General features: G+C 47.7%; 17 protein-coding genes. 8 read left to right on the plus strand and 9 right to left on the minus strand.

Features of this window, described 5'->3' with window-relative positions:
• Nucleotides 1-81: 81 nt before the first annotated feature.
• From FCN51_RS24385 to FCN51_RS24395, 3 genes are all read left to right on the plus strand, one after another.
• Nucleotides 82-1,635, plus strand: coding sequence for a PepSY-associated TM helix domain-containing protein (locus tag FCN51_RS24385; protein ID WP_160257082.1), 1,554 nt, complete (start codon nucleotides 82-84; stop codon nucleotides 1,633-1,635).
• Nucleotides 1,632-1,982, plus strand: a complete 351-nt coding sequence (locus FCN51_RS24390) for a DUF3325 family protein (RefSeq protein ID WP_160257083.1) — start codon at nucleotides 1,632-1,634, stop codon at nucleotides 1,980-1,982. The genes FCN51_RS24385 and FCN51_RS24390 overlap by 4 nt, the downstream gene beginning before the upstream one ends.
• 298 nt (nucleotides 1,983-2,280) lie before the next feature.
• Nucleotides 2,281-4,623 carry a TonB-dependent siderophore receptor gene (locus tag FCN51_RS24395; RefSeq protein ID WP_160257084.1) on the plus strand — a complete coding sequence of 781 codons (2,343 nt, stop codon included), beginning with the start codon at nucleotides 2,281-2,283 and terminating at the stop codon, nucleotides 4,621-4,623.
• A gap of 49 nt (nucleotides 4,624-4,672) precedes the next feature.
• On the opposite strand, the gene FCN51_RS24400 is transcribed toward FCN51_RS24395, so the two are convergent.
• Nucleotides 4,673-5,605: a LysR family transcriptional regulator gene (locus FCN51_RS24400; protein ID WP_236661288.1), complete on the minus strand. Its 933-nt coding sequence runs from the start codon at nucleotides 5,603-5,605 to the stop codon at nucleotides 4,673-4,675.
• Between the two features lie 851 nt (nucleotides 5,606-6,456).
• On the opposite strand from FCN51_RS24400, the gene FCN51_RS24405 reads away from it, so the two are divergent.
• The 3 genes from FCN51_RS24405 (at nucleotide 6,457) to FCN51_RS24415 (ending at nucleotide 10,441) form a co-directional block, all read left to right on the plus strand.
• Nucleotides 6,457-8,829, plus strand: a complete 2,373-nt coding sequence (locus FCN51_RS24405) for a Hint domain-containing protein (protein ID WP_310256366.1) — start codon at nucleotides 6,457-6,459, stop codon at nucleotides 8,827-8,829.
• A 368-nt stretch (nucleotides 8,830-9,197) separates the two neighbouring features.
• Nucleotides 9,198-9,902, plus strand: a complete 705-nt coding sequence (locus FCN51_RS24410; RefSeq protein WP_160257086.1) for a DUF1349 domain-containing protein — start codon at nucleotides 9,198-9,200, stop codon at nucleotides 9,900-9,902.
• On the plus strand, nucleotides 9,899-10,441 hold the full coding sequence (locus tag FCN51_RS24415; protein ID WP_160257087.1) for a sugar O-acetyltransferase: 543 nt from the start codon (nucleotides 9,899-9,901) through the stop codon (nucleotides 10,439-10,441). Before FCN51_RS24410 ends, FCN51_RS24415 begins: the two co-directional genes overlap by 4 nt.
• Nucleotides 10,442-10,665: 224 nt before the next feature.
• Here the strand turns inward: FCN51_RS24415 and pgm are convergent, their stop codons facing one another.
• From pgm to FCN51_RS24455, 8 genes are all read right to left on the minus strand, one after another.
• A complete protein-coding gene (gene pgm, locus FCN51_RS24420; protein WP_160257088.1) occupies nucleotides 10,666-12,330 on the minus strand; it encodes a phosphoglucomutase (alpha-D-glucose-1,6-bisphosphate-dependent) in 1,665 nt (554 codons plus the stop codon).
• Between the two features lie 182 nt (nucleotides 12,331-12,512).
• A complete protein-coding gene (locus FCN51_RS24425; protein ID WP_160257089.1) occupies nucleotides 12,513-13,889 on the minus strand; it encodes an MFS transporter in 1,377 nt (458 codons plus the stop codon).
• Between the two features lie 203 nt (nucleotides 13,890-14,092).
• Nucleotides 14,093-14,539, minus strand: coding sequence for a hypothetical protein (locus FCN51_RS24430; protein ID WP_201762577.1), 447 nt, complete (start codon nucleotides 14,537-14,539; stop codon nucleotides 14,093-14,095).
• A 97-nt stretch (nucleotides 14,540-14,636) separates the two neighbouring features.
• Nucleotides 14,637-15,077: an SRPBCC family protein gene (locus FCN51_RS24435; protein WP_160257190.1), complete on the minus strand. Its 441-nt coding sequence runs from the start codon at nucleotides 15,075-15,077 to the stop codon at nucleotides 14,637-14,639.
• Nucleotides 15,078-15,106: 29 nt separating this feature from the next.
• Nucleotides 15,107-15,868 (minus strand): SDR family NAD(P)-dependent oxidoreductase, encoded by a 762-nt coding sequence (locus tag FCN51_RS24440; protein ID WP_160257091.1) that lies wholly within the window; start codon nucleotides 15,866-15,868, stop codon nucleotides 15,107-15,109.
• 159 nt (nucleotides 15,869-16,027) lie between these two features.
• Entirely contained in the window at nucleotides 16,028-16,660 is a 633-nt protein-coding gene (locus FCN51_RS24445; protein WP_124306173.1) for a TetR/AcrR family transcriptional regulator, read from the minus strand.
• Nucleotides 16,661-16,722: 62 nt separating this feature from the next.
• Nucleotides 16,723-17,436 (minus strand): SDR family oxidoreductase, encoded by a 714-nt coding sequence (gene bdcA / locus FCN51_RS24450; RefSeq protein ID WP_160257092.1) that lies wholly within the window; start codon nucleotides 17,434-17,436, stop codon nucleotides 16,723-16,725.
• Nucleotides 17,437-17,496: 60 nt separating this feature from the next.
• Nucleotides 17,497-18,048: a hypothetical protein gene (locus FCN51_RS24455; RefSeq protein WP_374727185.1), complete on the minus strand. Its 552-nt coding sequence runs from the start codon at nucleotides 18,046-18,048 to the stop codon at nucleotides 17,497-17,499.
• Nucleotides 18,049-18,591: 543 nt separating this feature from the next.
• On the opposite strand from FCN51_RS24455, the gene frc reads away from it, so the two are divergent.
• On the plus strand, nucleotides 18,592-19,902 hold the full coding sequence (gene frc / locus FCN51_RS24460; protein ID WP_003626715.1) for a formyl-CoA transferase: 1,311 nt from the start codon (nucleotides 18,592-18,594) through the stop codon (nucleotides 19,900-19,902).
• A 109-nt stretch (nucleotides 19,903-20,011) separates the two neighbouring features.
• Nucleotides 20,012-21,748 carry an oxalyl-CoA decarboxylase gene (oxc, locus tag FCN51_RS24465; protein WP_160257093.1) on the plus strand — a complete coding sequence of 579 codons (1,737 nt, stop codon included), beginning with the start codon at nucleotides 20,012-20,014 and terminating at the stop codon, nucleotides 21,746-21,748.
• Nucleotides 21,749-21,752: the final 4 nt, after the last annotated feature.

Genomic DNA, 21,752 nt, shown 5'->3' on the forward strand with positions numbered 1-21,752 from the left:
TGGCGGCCCATTACTGTGTTTTCTCTGCTCATTGTCTGCAATTACGGGCTCGCTTCCTTCATTGGCCATGGAGGATAAGCAGTGAAGCAGGATTTCCGTCGCTCCATGGGCTGGCTTCATACCTGGGCAGGGGTGGTGCTGGGCAGCATTCTTTTCGCAATCTTCTGGATGGGAACGCTTTCGGTTTTCGACAGTGAGATCGATCAATGGATGAAACCGGCTACGCGTATAGCCCCTGCCCATAATATATTGCCGCTTGAGAGTTTTCGTTCATCGCTTGATGAAGCGATCGCAGCTAAAGCCTCGTTCTGGAACGTGACGCTTCCCAGTGATCGCGACGCCGTGTTTCACACGCGCTACGGCACCAGAAAAAAAATGATCAGTCGTGATATCGATCCGGTGACGGGGCGTGCGTTGCCTGATTCCGGAACATTGGGAGCAACCGGGTTTATTTTCCCATTTCATTACACTCTCAATATTGAACTGATGAATCTTGGTGAATGGATCGTGGGGTTGGCTTCCATGGCCATGCTCGCCCTGTGTGTTACAGGCGTTATTATTCATCGCAAGATATTCGCGGAATTTTTCACTTTCAGGCCACGCGCAAAGCCTCGACGGATGTTGCTGGATCTCCATAATCTTTCCGGGGTGCTCGGTTTACCCTTCCACATCTTTCTAACGTTTTCTGGGTTGGTCATTTTGGGAGCAACCTATTTTCCAGCCGGTGTAAACTCGATTTACCCGAATACGCGCGTTTATTTTTTTGAGTCTAATGGTCTGTCGTTCCTCTCCGTAAAACACGGCAAACCCGGGGCACCAGTTATTTCTCTGGATGAGACAGCCACGCGGGCACGCTTGTTATGGGGCGGAGAAACACCTCATCTAGTTCTGGTGGCCAATCCCGGTATGACGACCAGCAGGATTGCATTTTTTCGGGGGAATGAAAAACAGGTCGTCATTGATCGAGACGTCATAGCGTTTAACGGTTCCACAGGTGAATTTCTTTCTCGATCTTCACATCTGACCCCAATCATGCGTTCGCAGCGTTTTCTGAATGGTTTGCATCTCATTGAGTTTCATCACTGGGTATTGCGATGGATTTATTTCCTACTTGGGTTAGGAAGTTGCGTGTTGATTGCGACCGGTTTCCTGTTCTGGATGGAATCACGTCGAAAGAAGCAGGAAAAGCAGATCGGCTTCCGTCTGGTAGAGGCAATAGCGTCAGGCTCCATAACCGGGATCATCCTTGCAACTTTGGGGTTCTTCATAGCCAATCGTCTGTTACCATCTGACGCGCACCTTCTCGGTCTGGAGAGAAGCGCGCTGGAGGTTCAAGTTTTTTACTTCGTCTGGCTCGCAACTTTCCTGCATGGTTGGGTGCGGCCCCGGCAAGTGTGGTTCGGACAGAGCGTTGCAATTGCACTTCTTGCGTTCACGGCGGTGATACTGAACTGGATAACAACGGGAGATCATCCGTTAAGAACATTAACCCATCGATATCTCTGGCCGGTGGCTGGAATGGACATCGTACTGCTCGCTGGTGGGGCTTTGGGGCTACTAACGGCAGTTTTTCTGTTCCGTCGCGCGCGTAATGGAGTGGTGGCTATGCGCTCAGCAGGGGAGCGTAGGGCATGAGGACTGTTTTCCTGCTTTATCCGGCGCTGGGATTGCTGCTGTTTTTCGCTTTTGCGCTTCTGGCGCTGACGCAGTTTCCACATCGTCGCGCTATCGGTCTGACTGATCTGGCATCTCAACAGACGATCTGGACGAGGGTGGTGGCGGGATTACTTGTAATTCTGGCTCTTGTTCTAGCCGTCCTGAGTGAAGGTGGAGGGTTTGGAATTTTGCTCTGGGCTGGTTTGTTATCGTTAACTTCTTGCATTGTGGCATTGATTCTGAGCTGGAGGCCCTCATTTCTTGCTCCATTGGCACAGTTCATATCGAGCGACCGGTTTCCTATTTTTTTCAGAAAATCTCCTTGAATATTTGAAGGCATCAATATCGTTTTAGACCTTGCTAGAGCCTCAATAATATTGAAGTGAAGAGGAATATCTGACGAGTATTTGGCTGCTGATTGAAGTCAGTCATTGTTTCGTTAATCCGCCTGAAGTGTCCGGCCGCGAAAACATTCATACCCGACCAGCCCGCCACCGCGTTCGCTTCCGGCCAGAAAGCAGCCGTGACACTTTCATTAGAGCGCATAGATTGCTTGGGAACGTCGCCGCGTTTCATGCAGGAAGTTAATAACTCTTCCCGATATCACGCTTCCGTGATATGAGAATGATTCTCATTAACGAATATGGGTTTGCAAATGCGATGATGACCGAACGGGTGCAGGCGAAATCTGGCGGAGCAATACAGGCGTTGTACCGTTGTAGTGTCCTTCTATGGACTGTAGGGGCAGGGGTTCCAGTCAGCACTGTTCTTGCAGCTGAGACGGATGACACGAAAACTGCCCAGCATCATCAGTCCAAGGACCGTCATAAACACGCAGGTGACGACAAAATCCATCATCAGGATCAGAAAGTATCGTCTGAAAACGAAATACCCAGTAGCGTGGAAAGTCTCGTTGTGTGGGGTGAAGGAAAGAAAAACGCAACGACGGATGGCACCGGGAGTTATGTCGTCAAAGCGGTTTCTATGGGCAAAATGCTCATGCGTCTGAATGAAATCCCGCAGTCTGTTTCTGTGCTCAGCCGTCAGCAGATGCGCGATCAGAACCTCAATACTGTTGATGACGCGCTCAAGCAGGTTCCGGGGGTGAATGTCAATTTTTACGGAGACGGCACGGCAGGCATGACGGCCAGAGGTTATAACCTGACGCCTCAATTTGATGGTGTGCCGTCTACGGGTGGGCTGCAAATGGCTCAGCAGTTCGATCTTGCCATTTATGATCGTCTTGAGGTGCTGCGCGGGCCTAATGGCACGTTTCAAGGGTCTGCGCCGCCTGGAGGAAGTGTGAACTTCGTTCGCAAACGGCCTTTGGATCATTTCAAGGCTCAGGGGTCATTTAGCGGTGGATCATGGGATAATTTTCATGCTGACGCGGACATAACCGGACCGTTGACACATTCAAAGCGTGTGACGGGCCGCTTTGTCGTCGCAGGGACGGACCGGGATTTTTTCTATCAGCAAGCACACGATCGCCGCTGGACAGCTTATGCCGATATTGACGTGCATATAACCGATCATACGACGCTCTCGATGAGCGCGGCAGGACAGAAGAACAACACAACACGCTTCATGGGGCTTCCTCGTGCCGCCGATGGCAGTGATCTGCACCTGAGCCGCAACAGTTTCGTTGGGGCTGACTGGGGACGTACGAGTTCGCCCATGTATGAACTGGGAGGAGAGCTGGAGCATCGTTTTGGAGGAGGATGGCGTGCACGTCTGACAGGCCGCCATCGTGTCACGGACACAAGCATGCACTATACCTATCTCAATAGTGCGGTTACAGCGCAGAAAACTGCAAATTTTGTAGTCGCGAATTCGCTTATTCACGATCAGTATGACGGTGTCGATCTGTATTTTACAGGTCCAATCCACGCCTTTGGTCGGAAGCATGATCTGGTGATTGGTGGGAATTATGATTCCGATGTGATGACAGACGGAGGCGCGTCACAGAACTCACGTGTGAATACGGGATTGGCGGGGCTGGATATCTTTTCGCCAGTTATTTCAAGCACGATTCAGCCTGATATCACCACGATGTATCGTGAACCGACACGGCAGGAAGGTGTTTATGGGTCCTTGCGGATTGAACTGTTGAAGTCCCTACATCTGCTTATGGGGGGACGGATCAGCTTTTATGAATATAAATACAAGAATATTTCCACAAATACGCCATATGTTATTAGCCTGAAGAATAACGCAGTCCCGACACCCTATCTGGGGTTGGTATGGAATATCGTATCTAATATTTCCGCTTATGTTAGTTTTACGGATACCTTCACGCCGCAGTCAGGTTACACACCGACCGGGCGCTTGAAGCCGGATTTGGGGCAGCAAATAGAAGGCGGCCTGAAAGGTGACTTCTTCCATCATAATCTGAACGTAACACTGGCCGGTTATCGGGTCATTGAACGAAACAAGGCCATGGTTGACAGTGATCTGGCCCCCACGTGTGGGCGGAACGGAACCAGTGACTGTTACCGTGCGGCAGGCAAGGTGCGGAGTCAGGGAGCGGAAGTTGAAATGATCGGGCGCATCCTGCCTGGCTGGGATATTAATGTCAGCTATACTTACAACGACAATGTTATTCTGAAAGACAGTAATGCTGCTCTGGAAGGGCTGGCCTACGCTCCCAATTCGCCCAAGCACCTTTTCAAGCTCTGGAGCCATTACCGTTTTGCTCATGCGGAGCAGACAAAGAAAGTATGGAGTGTAGGCGGTGGTCTGACAGCACAAAGCAGTACGTTTGGCACGACACGAACTGTCCGGCAGGGAGCTTATGTTGTGGCAAATGCTCAGGTCGGGTATCAGTTTAATCCTAAGTTGAATGTTGCTGTTAACGTCAACAATATCTCGAATACGCGCTACTATCAGCGTCTTGGTAACGTTTATTATTATAATTATTACGGAGAGCCACGAAACTTTATGGCAACGCTCCAAAGCATATTTTGAGCTCTTTGGATAAGGTGGGGTTTTAGAAAAATATTGTAAAAATCACATATTATAATTCAATATTTTTGTTTATTTTATTCACAATTAATTGCCTTACATATTTTGCTGCAGCGCTAAGTTCCGTGTCATTTAACCACACAATGCCATTTTCAAGCTGCATCTCAGGTAAGAAGCGTAAAGAAACGTCTGAGCTATCAATTGGCCATCCTAAATTTCTTATCATTGTAAGAGGTAGCAAGGTATATGCATCAGTAAGGGCAATTATTTGCTCTCCACCTATTGGAGAATTCATCTCAATAAGGCGTGATGGAAGTGCTAACCCTCTAGCTGCTAATGCAGATTCAAAGCGATCTCTCATAGCTAGTCCGGCAACAGGTAAAACCCATATAAATGAAGAAAATTCATGCCATTTTTCTAATACATCTGGAATAGAAAAAATTTTTTTCATTGTGGCTACAATATATTGTTCTGTTCCGAGAGATAGTGTCTTGAATCTTGAATATGCTTTAATATTAGTAAGGTTTACGAAAATAAAATCATAAAAGTTTGCTTCCAGACCAGCCAGAAGCTCAGGTCGCGCTGCGTAATTGAGTGTCAAATTCAAGTTTGGGTGCATTTTTTTTATTTCTGAAACACCTCTTATAATAAAATCTTGCAACATAGGTGTTTGAAAACCAATTTTGACTCTGCCGTAAAAGCCTTCTTCATGTGTGCCAAGATCTGTCATCAAGTGTTTGAGTTCAGCATTTATTCTTCTGCCTGCAATGATAAAACGTTCACAAATTTTATTTGGAACCAAACTTCCATATTTTCTGATAAAAAGTTTTGTTTTAAGAATATTTTCAATTTCCAAACATGATTTTGAGACAGCTCCTGGTGTGATATTTAATCGATCAGCTGTACGACGAATGTTTTTGGTTTCTGCTAAAACTTCAATAAGCCTAAAGTGTCTTAATTTTAAATTCTTACGAATATTTTCCATTTTAAATATATCCACGAGATTATATATTTTCATGCAAGAAATAAGTGCATATTTTCATATTATTACAGAATAATGCATCATTATGATCTCATTCCTAGATATATATTTAGTAGATAGCTCTAACAGCTTTCCTCTTGCTTTCTGGTAAGGGGTTAACTCATTGCAAATTCCTATTGGTAGGAAAGTCAGAATTAGATTTTCAGACTCTCTAGGTTAAATTTCATCATTGCTCACATAATCAACTAAACAGAAAAATTTGAAAAATCCAAACAGTTTTAATTCATCAACTTTTTTTCGTTTTTTTTATCTTAATCAAGATGATATATAAATAACTTAGGAGTTTACATACTTTTTTTACTTTACTATATATCGAATTGGTAAGTTAAATGAATTTTGTTTCTTGTAAATTTCTTAATAAATCTGAATGCCATCATAAATTAAATCCAATTTTTTATAATATTTACGAATTAATTGAAAATTTTTATTACGAATTAACTGCCAGAAATAATAGCCTTCAGCTTGGTGTGTGTACGATTACCAATGATGGAATAGCAATCCTCTACAAGGATAGACTTATTAATAGCGCAGATGGCTTGGGGGTCGGGTGCATCGTTAGCATGGTTTTAAAGTTCACACATCCAACAAAAGAATTCGAAACGCCTGGCCGCGCCGTCAACCCGCATGCCTACAACTTTATGCTGGAACGATCCCGAAGGGCATTTCGATCACCACGGTTTCTGTGGTGGCCAAAGCACAAAAACACCAATCCGGTAGTTTGAGTGCGCAAGACTGATCACCGCAGAATTGGTGATTGAAAAATCAATTTTGTGTTTCCAATAAGGGGAAAACAAATGGCTACTGATGTGATTTCGGGAACGGTTGTTTCCAAAACGTATTCGCAAAATACGAATATCACTGTACTTTCGGGGGGTATTTTATCTTCTGCCACAATAGGTAGTAGTGGGGGAAGTATTCATGTTTTGTCTGGTGGGTTAGTTCAAGAAACGACAGTGGGCACATATCAAGAAGTGCTAAGTGCTGGAGCTTCAGGATACCTTCAAACTGTTTCGGGTACTGGCGAAATAGTTGTTGAAAGCGGTGCTGTCCTAACAGAACAAACTTCAGATTATCAAAATCACAGTATTTATAGTGGAGGGCAAGTCTATCTTGCTAGCGGAGGAACTCTGGTAGGGGGGGCTGTTCAATCAGGCGGCATTTTAACTGCTGTTAGTGGATCTCTTATATCAGGATCTTTTGTCGTAGATAATGAAGGGCTTCTTTCCGGTAACGGATTGGTGGAGCAGAAGCTTTATGTCTTAGATGGCGGTAACGTCGATGGTACCGTACTGGCGTCTAGTGCTTCTGAAAGTATTTATTCCGGAGGTAACGTATCGGGGCAGACCATTAATGGTTCCGCAAATGTGGCCGGCACACTTTCTGGCGCAAACATTGCAAACGGGGGGCAGGTATCTGTTCTAAGTGGAGGTGTTACTAGTGGTGATACTATTACATCTGGTGGAAAGGAAACGGTCTTCGATGGCGGTGTTGCCAGTGGTGCTGTGCTTTCAAACACAGGGATGCTCATTGTTAATGTCAATGGCTCAGCTAATGGGACCATTGCCTCAAGCCTAGGATACATGGGTGTGCTGGGCACTGCCACCAACACGACAATAGGCAATGGTGCTATAGTAGATGTTGAGCAGGGAGGTTCAGTAACAGGAAACACCATTAATAATGGGGGTTCACTGTTTGGAGAACCAGGAAGTGTCATCGGCGCCACAACCATCTCGAGCGGTGGAGCATTAACGGCTTCCAGTGGCGCTACTCTTTCTGGTGATATAATCCTTCAGAATGGAGGATCTGCGACGATCTGGAACAATGTGGGCGGCACAATCAGTCTTCCGGGTGATAGCAATGGCGGCCTGACTATTTCTGGCCTGGAAAACGGCGGTACTGTTAGCACTATTATTGATAACTGGAGCGGTAATGGGCCCGGTGATTCTGATAGTATTGATCTAGCCGGTGTTTCCGCTGCTGGCGCGTCTTACTCTCTCACACAGGATCAGGTTGTGATTACCTTGGCCAATGGTAATACAATCACTCTCAATATCCCTAATGTTCTAGATCACGGTTTTGCCCTTGTAGACGACGGTCATGGTGGCGCCACCGCTGAAGTATGCTTTCTTGCTGGCAGCATGATTCAGACACCGGAAGGCGATGTTCCGGTCGAAAATATCCGTATGGGTGACATGGTTCTTGCCTATGTGCAGGGCGTTGCTCAGCCTACAACTGTTACCTGGACAGGTAAGGCACACGTTGTTGTTCGCCCTCATCTGCAAGATGACGAAGCTGGTTATCCGGTGCGTATTCTCAAAGATGCCATTTCGGAAGGTGTTCCTTACAAGGACATGCTGATTACTTCTGAGCATTGCCTGTTCTTTGATGGCAAGTTTGTACCTGTGCGTATGCTGGTGAATGGTTTTTCGATTTTCTACGATAAATCCATCACTTCTTATGATTATTATCATGTGGAAACAGAGCAGCATTTCGTTATTCAGGTAGATGGTATGCTGACCGAAAGTTATTTGGATACAGGGAACCGCCGTTCCTTCCGCCAGGAAGGTAGCGTTGCGACACTGGCAAGCAAGTTTCTGACTTGGGAACATGATGCAGGTGCACCGCTTTGTGTAGATCGTTCTTTTGTGGAACCTCTCTTTCACAAGCTGAAGTCTCGGGAAAACGCGGTTGTTGGCTGTCATATTCCAACAGTCTCTACAGAACAGACAAATGATCCGGGCCTGCATCTGCTCACACATACAGGTGCAGTTATTCGCCCAATGCGAAACAACGGCCAGCAATACAGCTTCATGTTGCCGCCCGGTACAAAATCTGTCCGCATCGTTTCACGTGCCAGCCGTCCGGCAGATGTTATTGGGCCTTTTGTAGATGATCGCCGTTATCTAGGCGTGGCTGTTACAAACATACATTTGCTATCGGCTAAAAATCAGTATGACATCACAGCACATCTTCAGGCTGAAAAGCCCGAAGGCTGGTACGCTACTGATTGGACTGATTGCGCATGGACCAATGGCAATGCAGAGTTACCCCTTGGTGAGTATATGCTTGACTGCAAAATGGGCATTCTTTCCATAACTGTGCGTGCGGCTGGTCCTTATTTGGTTCATGCTGAAGAAATGACTAATCTAGACAAAGTTTCAGCTTGAGAAACTAACATATAGTCATTTTTCAAAAGGCCCTACCTTGTTCGGTAGGGCCTACATTTTTCTAAGTCTTATTGGTAACCCACCGGTCTTGAGCGAGCATGGTCGGAGATCCAAGCGGGCGAACCGGATGAATGGCAAATTCCGCGTTTGTGGTTCATCCTGAATAACGTCACGTATCGCCCAATGTATCGGTATATTCTCCGAATGCACTGTCAGCTAAATCAAATACGCTGATTTCTTGCGCGAGATTTCATCGGCTTGTCGCAGTTCACGGTTTTCGCTCTCCACAAAACCTAGGGCAATTCGAACTTGTCTGAAAGCCAGATAAAGCAGATCATCACACAAGATAAATACCTTAATGACACAGGATGTTAGCAGTGAGCGAGAAGACCGAAAAGAACTATCCTCCCAGCATGACAAGGCGCACGGTGATTGCTGCTGGAGCGATGGCTGGTGGCATGGCTTTAGGGGGCAAAGCGCATGCCGGCAATTCTAGCCCGTGGCAGAATGGGGAGTGGCTTAACAAGCCACATCAAAGCGCAATCACTGCCGATGCATTAGAGATGGTAACGGACAAAGGGTCTGATTTCTGGCGAGAGACCTTTTACGGATTTACACGTGATAGCGGGCATTTTTATGGACTCCATGCGCCGTCACGTTTTACAGCACAGCTTCGTATTCGCGCGGAATACGAGAAGCTATATGATCAGGCCGGTCTCATGGTTCGTATTGATGAGAAGCAATGGGTCAAAGCTGGGATAGAACTTTCAGATGGGCGCGCCATGCTCAGCAGTGTTCTTACAGATGGCCGTTCAGACTGGGCGACGGCTCCTTATGAGGGCGACCCCAAAGATTTTTGGATGCGCGCAACTGTAGCCGATGGCGTGCTACGGCTTCAGGTATCTGCCGATGGCAAGATCTGGCCGCTTGTGCGTTTGGCGTCTTTTCCCAAGGCGGCGTCCTATCTGGTTGGCCCAATGTGTTGCACGCCGGAGCGAGAAGGCCTTAAAGTCTGCTTTTCTGATTGGCGGCTTACTCCGCCACTGGGCAAAGCATTACATGATCTGACATGATGCCTCATCGTAGCGAAAAACAGAAAATGCTGGCGAGTGATCTGTATCTCGCTAGTGACCCCGAATTACAGCACGATATGGCGCAATGCGCTCAATGGCTTGCTCGGTATAACAACCGCAATGGAAATTTGTCTGAACGACTAGGAGAAGTTGGAGAGAACACCTGTATTCGCCCGCCTTTTCATTGTGATTATGGTTATAATATTTTCTTGGGCAATAATGTGTTCCTCAACTTCAATTGCATCGTGCTTGATGTAGTGCCTGTCAGGATTGGGGATGAAACACAGATCGGCCCCGGTGTGCAGATTCTGACTGCTGATCATCCACGAGACCCTGAATTGCGCCAAAAAATGTTGGAGTTTGGCCACCCCATTACCATAGGTAAAAATGTCTGGATTGGCGGTGGGGCTATCATCCTGCCCGGTATAACAATTGGGGATAACGCTATTATCGGGGCAGGCAGCGTTGTCACGCGCGATGTTGCTTCTGGCGTAACCGTGGCTGGCAATCCCGCACGGCCTTTGCATGCTGGATTATAATTCTGGCAGAATTCTTTACTTGGCTGGTGAGAGTAGTGTGTGCACCGTGTGCTGAACCTACAGTGTCACGCCAAATGTGATTTTGTGTCAGTCATCTAAGACAAGCTAAAAAACTCCCAGATGACTGGCACAAAATAGGTATAATCCCAATATTTTCCTAAAAAATTTGGAAAAATGGTATCAATCCATGCCCAATGGCAGGGCATGGAAGGTTACTCAAAAAATCAAACAGCTTTCTTTTCGGCCGCTTTAGCAAATAGAGCGGAAATCGCATTTTGTGCTTCGGTTTGGATAGCCTTCAGATGCGCCTCGCTCTTGAAGCTTTCAGCATAGATTTTATAGACGTTTTCCGTGCCGGAGGGGCGGGCGGCAAACCAGCCATCTTTGGCTGAAACCTTCAGCCCACCAATAGCTGCTCCGTTGCCGGGCGCATTGGTCAAGGTGCTGATGATCGGTTCACCCGCCAGTTCGGTCATACCAATCTGTTCAGGTGACAGGTTTTTCAGGATAGCTTTTTGTTCTGGATTGGCCGGAGCATCAATACGCGCGTAATACGGCGTACCAAGGCGTTTGGTCATATCTTCATACGCGGTGCCGGGGTTGCGCTTGGTGCGCGCAGTGATTTCGGCTGCCAGTAGGCCAAGAATGATACCGTCCTTGTCTGTGCTCCATACCGTGCCATCACGGCGCAGGAAGGATGCCCCCGCACTTTCTTCGCCGCCAAAGCCCAGCGTGCCGTGGAACAGACCATCAACAAACCATTTGAATCCAACAGGCACTTCCACCAGCTTGCGACCGATTTCCTCTGCCACACGGTCGATCATGCTGCTGCTGACCACTGTTTTGCCCACGCCTGCACCGGCATTCCAGTTTTCACGATTGCTAAACAAATATTCAATCGCAACGGCTAGATAGTGATTGGGGTTCATCAGCCCATATTTGCCTGACACGATGCCATGACGGTCGGCATCGGTATCATTAGCGAAGGCGATGTCGAATTTATCCTTCATCCCCACCAGACGGGCCATGGCATAGGGTGAAGAACAATCCATACGGATGCCATCCCAATCGGCAGTCATAAAGCGGAACGTCGGATCTACTTCCTTGCTGACGATCGTGGCGTTGATACCGTATTTATCAATAATCGGCTGCCAGTAATCTACAGCAGCTCCGCCCAGTGGGTCGATACCGATAGACACGCCGGACTCACGGATAACATCCATATCCACCACAGATGCCAGATCATCCACATACGGAGTGATGTAGTCATGCCGCTTTGTGGTGGCAGCTTTCAGCGCATCTTCAAGGCTAACACGCTTTACGCCTTCCATCTTTTTGGCCATGTAAGCGTTGGCAGCACCTTCCACCACCTTGGTGATATCGGTATCTGCCGGGCCGCCATGGGGAGGATTATACTTGTAGCCGCCATCTTCTGGCGGGTTGTGTGATGGTGTAATCACCACGCCATCAGCCAGATCGCTACTACGATTACGGTTATAAGTTAGGATTGCGTGCGAGATGACTGGCGTGGGCGTATAGCCATCCTGCGCATCAATACGGACTTCCACGCCATTGGCCGCGAAGACTTCCAGTGCGGATTTCAGTGCAGGGCGTGATAGCGCATGGGTATCAATACCGATGAACAGCGGCCCAGTAATACCTGCGCTTTTGCGGTAATCGGCAATCGCCTGACTGATTGAGAGAATATGGTTTTCATTGAAGCTGGTGCTTAGGGAAGACCCACGATGCCCCGATGTGCCAAATGCTACACGCTGTGTTGCAATAGCGGGATCGGGCTTGCGGGTATAATAAGCGTCAAGCAGGGCATCGATATTGACAAGATGGGCTGGATCGACTGGCTTGCCGGCAAATGGGCTTATGCTAGGCATTCATTGCTCCCAAAATACGATATGAAAAAAGACACATATTCTCCCAATTTCCTTACAGGCCGGTCATGGCATCGTCCACCCGCAAACCATTCTCATGCGGGATGGCCTGATGGTATATGAGAAAGAAAATGTATCATGCCCGAACACTATGCACGGATTGTGGCAGTGGCGTTGCATGACATTTAAGGACTGCTTTTTTGCTGATGCTGCTCATCTCGAATAACGCGGCGTGAAACACTAAGAATAGCGCCGGTAAGGGCAAACCCTGTTGCCAGTTCAAGGCAATGAACAGCTCCAGAACTTCCTTCAGACAAACCAAAAACCAGCGCCACCAAGGCGGAGCCCAAGGCCCAGCCCATTGTGCGTGCAACAGCTAACATGCCACTGGCAGCGCCGCTGCGGGTGGTTGGGCCAGAAGTCATGACAGTAAGATTATTAGGTGTTTGATAAAAACCGAACCCAATGCCACATAGTCCCATACGCCACGCCACATCCAGAAATGATGGGTGTGCAGGCATAATGCTCAACATGGTTAATCCAGCAGCCAGAATTGTCAGCCCGATACTGCTTAAAACAGATGCCGGGTGGCGGGCCGCCAGTTGCCCGGCAAAAGGGGCTGCCACGGCAACAAGTAATGGCCAAGGCGTAACAAGCAGGCCAGTTGTAACCGCAGACTGGTGCATAATTGTTTGAAACAGAAATGGCAGGGCAACATAAGCCAGAATTTGTGCTGCATAGGCACAAACAGATGTAAGGATGGAAAGCGAAAATAGCGGAATAGCCAGAAGATCAAGAGGGAGCATAGGGGCCTTTTGGCGGCGCTGCTGCAGATACAGCATAATGGCACACAGAAAACCTGCTCCGATTTCAATGCCCGCCCATCTGGGTTCTTTTTGCCCCAGCGCATCAACGCCAAGAACGCCCAGCCCCAGAGCGCCAACATTCAGCAAAGCGCCCATCCAATCGAATGTGAATGAACGGCGCGGGCTATGTGGTGCAACCCGTAGAAAAAGTGGTACCGCTATAAGGCCGATTGGCAAATTGATTAAAAACAGCCAAGGCCAAGTGGCAACAGATAAAACTGCAGCGGCCAGTGTGGGGCCAGTAGCAGCGGAAATAGCAACCGCAAGTGCAATTGTTGCGAATGCCTTATGTAAAAGCTCTCGGGGGTAAACACTTCTCACAAGCGCACCGCTTAACGCGGCCATACAGGCTCCACCAATGCCTTGTAACACGCGAGAACCCACCAGAAGACCGATAGACCCAGAAAGCGCACAGGCGAGGGATGCCGCAGTAAATAGTGCCAGCCCAAAACCGTACACTTTTTTAAGGCCAAGGGATTCAGCTAATGCAGCAGCCGGTAGCAGACTGACCGCCACAGCGAGTTGATACCCGTTAACAATCCAGACAGTAAGTGTTTCGCTGCATGAAAGATCCTTTGCGATGGTAGGAAGGGCAATGTTGGCAATGGCGCCATCCAGCCCGCCCAACACAATTCCGAGCACAGCGCAGAGCATAACCAAACGGCGTTGAGTGTCAGAAACCGGTTGATTATTCATTAGAAAAAAGACCCCGCAAGCAACATATGAGCGGGGAACTGCACGTGAGGCTGCTTTAATATTGGAGCGTTCATGAAAGTTCCCGATTTCCTGATAATGAGCATGCAGCTTTGAGGCCTAAAAGAAAATACGGGCATTTCATTGCATTCGGCAATTCGTATTTATGGGCCACATATATCAAAACACTTTTGTAGCCCGTATTATTACTGCCTTATGCCGCTGCTGGAGCTAAAATTCGAGGTAGAAAAACTATGGCTCAGCACAACGCCATTATTAAACACGATAGTAAGCGTTTTACTTTTGTTGTTTGTTCTTTCACCAAGCATGCCTAGCCCCACAACATCCTGAGCGATGGAAAGACCATCTTCCCGGCCTGCTGTAAAACTGTAAACCCAGAACTCGTAGCCGTTTTCGTAACCTTTTTGCCCCGGTTCACCGTAAATCTGATGCACTTGGGATGCCGTTGTTATGCCATCATGAATATTCTGGTTAACTTCCATAAGAGTGGTATGTTTTATAGAGGCATCACCTGTAGAGGTACAGGCGCTCGTGCTGGCAATAATAGCTATGGCCGCAGAAATTCTGATAATTTTCATTCTGTAATCTGTCCTTTTGTCTATGTATTCTGTGTATACTCCATTGTGTTGCATCAATACAGATTATCTATCAGAATGTTGCGGTGAACGCGCTCAATGTGATTTTTTAATTAACTGAATATCCACTTAATTACGGTCTGGATAATAGCGATTATTTGCCAGAAAGCCTGCTAGCCAGCTTATCGAAAGCAGGTTGGTAAATCAGTGTGGGCATGCGTGCTTGCATTGCGGCAGCATCGTCTGGATTAGCCTCAAATTGCCCTTTCCAGCGGATGAAGGTGCGCTCACCATCTGTAACCGGCAGGAGCTGGATGGTTGAACGATAGTTCCAGATTGGGAGCGCTGATTCAATGATCGAAAATGTTACCGCGTGATCCGTATCGGATAGAGCCAGAAGCTGCTCACGAATAAGGCCGACATCGTCCATCTCAAGCCGCCGAATGGCACCGACCCGATCGCCCGGATCATCCCCTTCAATCTGGCAACTTTTCACCCCCGGCAACCATTGCCCGATGGATCCGAAATCCCGAAGGAGGGGCCAGACGGATGCAATGGGTGCATTGAGAACACTACTGGCCATAACCTCTATCATCATATTTTCCTGATCTCTGCTAAGGCGTATCAAAGTGACTGACCGCCAGTTACTTCGATACGCTGACCATTCACCCAGTGCATGTTGTCAGACAAAAGGGCCGCAACAGCGGCTCCAATATCATCTGGTTGCCCGACACGTCCCAGAGGTGTGATCTCTGCCAGACTTTTGTTGACATCAGAGTTGTCTCGTACCAATCCACCGCCAAAATCCGATGCTATGGCGCCGGGTGCTACCGCATTGACGGTAATGCGGCGTTCCCCCAGTTCCTTTGCCATGTACAGTGAGATTACTTCGGTAGCCCCTTTCATGGCGGAGTAGGGGCCATGATCGGGCAGGTAAAAGCGTGTGGCTGCCGAAGTGATGTTGAGAATACGTCCACCATCGCAGATCAGCGGCAGAAGGGCCACAGTTAACAGGTAAGGCCCCTTGAAATGAATGTTATATTGATTATCAAGCAGTTCAGGTGTCGCCGCATCAAAGTGAGTGTGAATGATATTGCCAGCGTTTTGCACGATGTATTTTAACACAGATCCGGAAAATTCTTCATCCAGAAGATTGCTGACCTGCGCAGTAAATGTCGCAAAAGTGGTGTAGTCTGAAATATCCAGTTTCAGCATGCGCAGTTTTGCGGTGTCGGTGCTGAGTGCCGTTTTAGCGGCCTGTGCTTCGGCTTCGTTAGTGTAATAAGTGCCGATGACATCAATGCCTGCTACAATCAGGTGTTTTGCAATACTATAACCGATCCCACGATTGGCACCTGTAACAAGGGCCACGTATTTCTGGTTCATAATCGTTTCCCTTTGGTAGGTTTGTGAGAGGCGAAATGAGGTTGCTATACTTAAAGAACAATCGATACATAAATGGGGTGAGGTAGATCGTCAATAAATTATGGACCGACCGATATGTATAAAGCCACAGAGAGTGGCTGGTGATAAAATCAGGGCCGTTTACTGGCGGGAGGAAACGCTCTTGGGACGCACCACAAGACTATCCCAGATTTGCATGAGCGTTGTAATGGCTGCATCCAGTTTCTTGGCCCTGTCACCATCTCTGGCTTCGCAGGCCATGCCGTGAAGAAAGGTTGTGAACAAAGTAGGGAGCGTCTCGATAGCGGGTGAGGGGGGCAATTCTCCACTTGCCACAGCCCGATCTACACAAGCTTTCATGCCCTTTCTGGTGCGTGCGCGTTCGGCAGCCAAAAGGGTCTGCACAGACTGGTTTTCTGGTGAACAATTACTGGCGCCCAGCACAATTAGGCACCCCGTAGGGTGAGAGCGCGTTGTCTGCATGCGGGCGGAGCGTCGCAATGTCTGTTCAATAGCATCACGTGGCGCGAGTGTTTCGTCCCATAGAGGCGCAGTAACTTGCCCATAGGTTTCTAGATAGCGCTGCACGACTTCACGGAACAGCGCTTCCTTGGAACCAAAGGCAGCATAGAAACTGGCAGGCGAAATATTTCCCATGCAGGCCTTGAGCTGGTTCAATGATGTCGGCTCATAACCCTGCATCCAGAACAGCGTGAGCGCGGCATCCAGCGCCTTGTCCCGGTCAAACTCACGGGGCCGTCCTGTTCGGGCCATATCTTGTCTCCGTTCGTGTAAAAGTTTTTTATACTAATTGATACGGAAGTGGATGGCCAGAATCACGCGCTGAAACCCCCATCAATGGTCTGCATGGCCCCCGTAATACCGCGTGCTGCGTTGCTGGCCAGAAACGATACATAGGCTGCAACATCATCTGCCGAGCCATGTTCCTTGATAGCCATGACGCTGTGCATGAGATCGGCTTGTGGGCCATTGGCCGGGTTCATATCCGTATCTGTTGGCCCCGGCTGGATGACGTTGACCGTGATATGGCGTTCGCCAAAATCCCGCGCCAGACCACGCACCATGCTTTGCAGGGCTGATTTTGTCATGCTGTAAGCGGCCAGCCCCTTGAAGGGCACGCGATTGGCGTTTGTGGAACCGATCAGGATAATCCGGCCTCCATCTGGCATGGAGCGGGCCGCTTCAACTGCACAATGATAGGCGGCACGAATGTTGATATCTATCATGCGGTCAACGTCATCAGGGTTGAGTGTTAGCGGGTCTCCGGCAATGCAAATTCCAGCATTAAAGACGAAAATGTCGATTGGGCCTGCATTTCGGACGACAGAAAGCATTTCTGAACGACTGGTTGCATCTGCCTGAATGGCTTCTGCTCCGGTCTGGCGTGCAAGCTCTTCAGCTTTTGTGCGCGATCCGGCCCATGTGAAGCTTACGGATGCCCCATCGTGGGTCAAACGTTTGACAATTGCAGCTCCAATCCCTCGGCTACCGCCGATGACCAAGACCTTTTTGCCTAAAAACTCTGCCATGTTATGCTCCCCTTAGTTCTGTATCGATCACTACAGAACGGGAAAGCATTAGAGCGCAAGTTAATTTTGTATCGAGTGATATGGAACTTTTGTTTTGTTGCTAAAGATTTTATAAAAATTATTCAGGGATATCTTTTTCTTTTTTTCACCTTCAGCACTTACACTGAATTTTTGGTAAACGCCTAAAGCAATGACCATGAATGTGGCGACTATTAATAGCGCAGCAGGAAAAAGAATATCCTCTGGAGCTTTGCCGCTTCTTTCAAAAACACCGACCAATCCTTCAATAAAGACTGCAATAATAATTGTTGTCATGAATTTGGTGAGACTGACTCTAGCTTCGCTTAATGATTGCTTTTCTTTGGGGCGTAAGACTTCTTCTTCAATAAAGTATTTTGCAATATCAAAGACAGCAACGGCAATAACAACATAGCTAATGGCTTGAACTATTTCTTCTCGTCCATCGTCAAGAGAGACTATGAAAGCTGAAACAAGGCCAATTGTCCCAGACACAATGAGTAAAGTGGCCAATATTATTAAAAATATACTCGCCACACAGAATGCTAATCTGGAAATGTTTGTTATGGTATTAATTGTAAACTGTCCTTGCATGAGCAAATTGATGCCATAAGATAACATTTATTTTGGCAAAAAGTTCCCTACAATTCTGCTAGTTCTTCTCAATATATTGCTATCCTAGAAAAGGCTATTGCGCGGTGCACCAATGGTGATTGTGGCATCACTTATTTATGGCATGAGGTATACCTGCTCAGATATATATATCATATAAGAGGATTTACTTTGAGTTGTTCGCATAATAATTTTTATTTATATCAATATGTAATAATTTACGAATTTCTGATATAGGTTATTATTTTGAAATAATATGAAAATGCAAAAGTTTTCGCGGTAAATATATTTTTCTTAACATTTGCAAAATCAATGCAGTTGGGTGTTTTGATGGTATAACTTTTTTAAAAGAGAATTATAAAAATATTATATATAATAAATAATTTATCAAATTTTTGATATGAATCAAAAGATCACCATGTTTCTTCATGGTATTTGTTATAACGTGTTAACAAAGGGCATCCGTCCGGTAATTATTGAAATTACTAGCCATTGCTTAATGTATGGCTGAGGGAAGGTAAAATTATGAGCACGACATCAGAAAATCCCAAACCTCTCGATGGCATTAAGGTTATTGATTTTGGGGGAGTGCAGTCGGTTCCATCTGCGGCTCAGTTACTGGCGTGGTATGGTGCTGATGTCATTAAAATTGAACGTGTAGGGGTGGGCGATATTACCCGCAACCAGCTTCGGGATATTCCGGATGCAGATGCTCTATATTTTACAATGTTGAACTGCAACAAGCGTTCTGTTGAGTTGAATACAAAAACACCAGAAGGCAAGGCTGTATTTGAAAAATGCCTCAAATGGGCTGATATTCTTCTTGAAAATTTTCGCCCCGGAGCCATGGAGCGTATGGGGTTTACGTGGGAATACCTACAGCAGCTCAACCCACGTCTGATTTATGGCACAGTTAAAGGATTTGGTGAAAACTCCCCTTGGGCCGGGGTGAGCGCATATGAAAATGTTGCCCAATGTGCAGGTGGCGCAACATCCACAACTGGTTATTGGAATGGTGCGCCACTTGTTGATGGTCAGGCTCCAGGCAATAATAATGGACCTTTGGTAAGTGCAGCTGCTTTGGGTGATAGTAACACAGGTAATCACTTGCTGATTGGTGTGTTGGCAGCTTTGTTCGGGCGTGAACGGACGGGAAAGGGCCAAAAAATCAGCGTTTCCATGCAGGATGCTGTGCTGAACCTATGCCGTGTTAAACTGCGTGATCAGCAAAGGTTAGAACGCGTAGGGTATCTGGAAGAATATCCGCAATATCCAAATGGCAAATTTGGAGACACAGTGCCGCGTGGCGGCAATGCTGGTGGCGGTGGTCAGCCTGGCTGGATACTAAAGTGTAAGGGCTGGGAAACCGACGATAACGCCTATATTTATTGCACTGTGCAAGAACAGGATTGGGGCCCAACTTGTGAAGCCATAGGTAAGCCGGAATGGGCAACAGATCCTAAATACAATACGGCAAAAGCGCGTGAAACGCACATGTTTGAAATTTTTGCCGCGATTGAAACAGCTATTGCAGATAAAACAAAATATGAAGCAGTGGCACATCTGGCCAAGTATCGTGTGCCTTGTTCACCAGTGTTGTCCATGAAGGAAATTGCCGAAGCTCCGGATCTGCGTGAATCTGGAACAATTGTTGAAGTGCAGCAGCCAAAACGAGGCTCTTTCTTAACGATTAACCCAATTAAATTCAGCGGATTTACGCCCGAAATCAAAGCAGCTCCCTTGCTAGGGCAGCATACGGATGAGGTGCTGGCTGAACTGGGTTACACGGCTGAAGAAATCAAAAGCCTGCGTGATAAGAAAATCACCTGCGCATAATGCGACCATTGTGAAAAGTGACAGCACCTTAGGGTGTTAAATCTACCAGATATAAATTCCTGCATGGTTCTGTTTTGAGCATCTTTCATGCAGGAACGAGGAAAAGATTATGACAGACCAGACAGCACCAAGCACTCTGACGGATGGTTTCCATCTTGTTATTGAAGCTCTTAAGCTCAACAACATTTCCACAATGTTTGGTGTTGTCGGTATTCCGATTACAGATCTGGCTCGGCTCAGCCAAGCGGAAGGCATGCGGTTTATTAGTTTTCGGCACGAACAGCCTGCTGGCTATGCGGCAGCCATTACCGGATATCTTACAAAAACGCCGGGTGTGTGCTTAACAACATCCGCTCCAGGTTTTCTAAATGGCCTTGTGGCAGCAGCAAACGCCAACACAAACGGCTTTCCAATGATTCTGATTAGCGGGTCAAGCAATCGTGCCATTGTTGATCTTCAGCAGGGGGATTACGAAGAACTTGATCAGATGAATGCGGCCAAGCCTTTTGTAAAAGCGGCTTATCGTATTGATCGGCCAGAAGATATAGGAACCGGAGTGGCACGTGCCATCCGCACAGCCGTATCTGGTCGCCCCGGCGTTGTTTATCTTGATCTGCCCGCAGCGGTGCTGAGTGCAACTGTGGATGCGCAGGTTGGTCAGGCATCTTTAGTCAAGGTGGTGGATGCAGCAGCTCCTCAGCGTCCAACGGATGAAGCGATTGAACGTGCGGTCAGTCTGTTAGCTGCCGCAAAGCGTCCGTTGATTCTTTTAGGAAAAGGGGCGGCTTACGCACAGGCAGATACGGCTATTCGTGATCTGGTCGAAAAGACCGGTATTCCGTTCCTGCCCATGTCCATGGCAAAAGGTTTGCTGCCCGATGGGCACCCGTTATCTGCGGCCTCTGCACGGTCTTTGGCTCTTGCGCAGGCAGATGTGGTTCTGCTGGTAGGGGCGCGCCTAAATTGGATGCTAGCACATGGTAAAGCACCGCAGTGGTCTCCAACTGTCAAATTCATTCAGATTGAAGCTAATCCGAGCGAATTTGATAGTAACAAGCCCATTGCTGCACCCGTTCCAGGCGATATTGCAGAATCTGTAAAAACCTTGAATGCCGCTGTGGCAAGTAAGGGCGTGAAAGCAGATCCGGCATGGCTTGCGGAGCTAAATGCCAAGCGTGAGCAGAACGTTGCCAAGATGACTGCACGCTTGGAAAAAGTGACAGACCCAATGAACTTTTTCACAGCACTCAATGTCATCAAAGGGGTTCTGGAAGGGCGCGATTACTATCTCGTCAATGAAGGCGCGAACACACTGGATGTGACGCGGAATGTTATTGACATGAAGCTGCCTCGCCGCCGTTTGGACCCAGGCAGTTGGGGCACAATGGGCGTTGGGCTTGGATATGCCATTGGCGCGGCTGTTACCACAGGTAAGCCCATTGTAGCTATTGAAGGTGATAGTGCTTTTGGGTTTAGCGGCATGGAAATGGAAACAATCTGCCGTTACAAACTGCCTGTTGTTGTTATTGTATTCAATAATGGCGGGATTTATCGCGGGGATGATGTGAACCGCGGGAATGGAACAGACCCGGGGGTGACCCGGCTGGATGCTTCCGCGCATTATGAAAAGATTATCGAAGCCTTTGGTGGCGCCGGGTACGATGCACAAAAACCAGCGGATCTGAAACAGGCTCTGGAAACTGCTCTGGCATCTGGCAAGCCAGCCATGATCAACTGTGTTATTGATCCGCATGTCGGCACGGAAAGCGGACATCTCAGCAAGCTGAATCCGCAAAGTGCTGTTAAGGCTGGCGCCGCTGTCCCCACCACAAAAGCTGCAAAATAAGGTG

The sequence above is a fragment of the Acetobacter pasteurianus genome (assembly GCF_009914215.2).
GTDB lineage: Bacteria > Pseudomonadota > Alphaproteobacteria > Acetobacterales > Acetobacteraceae > Acetobacter > Acetobacter pasteurianus.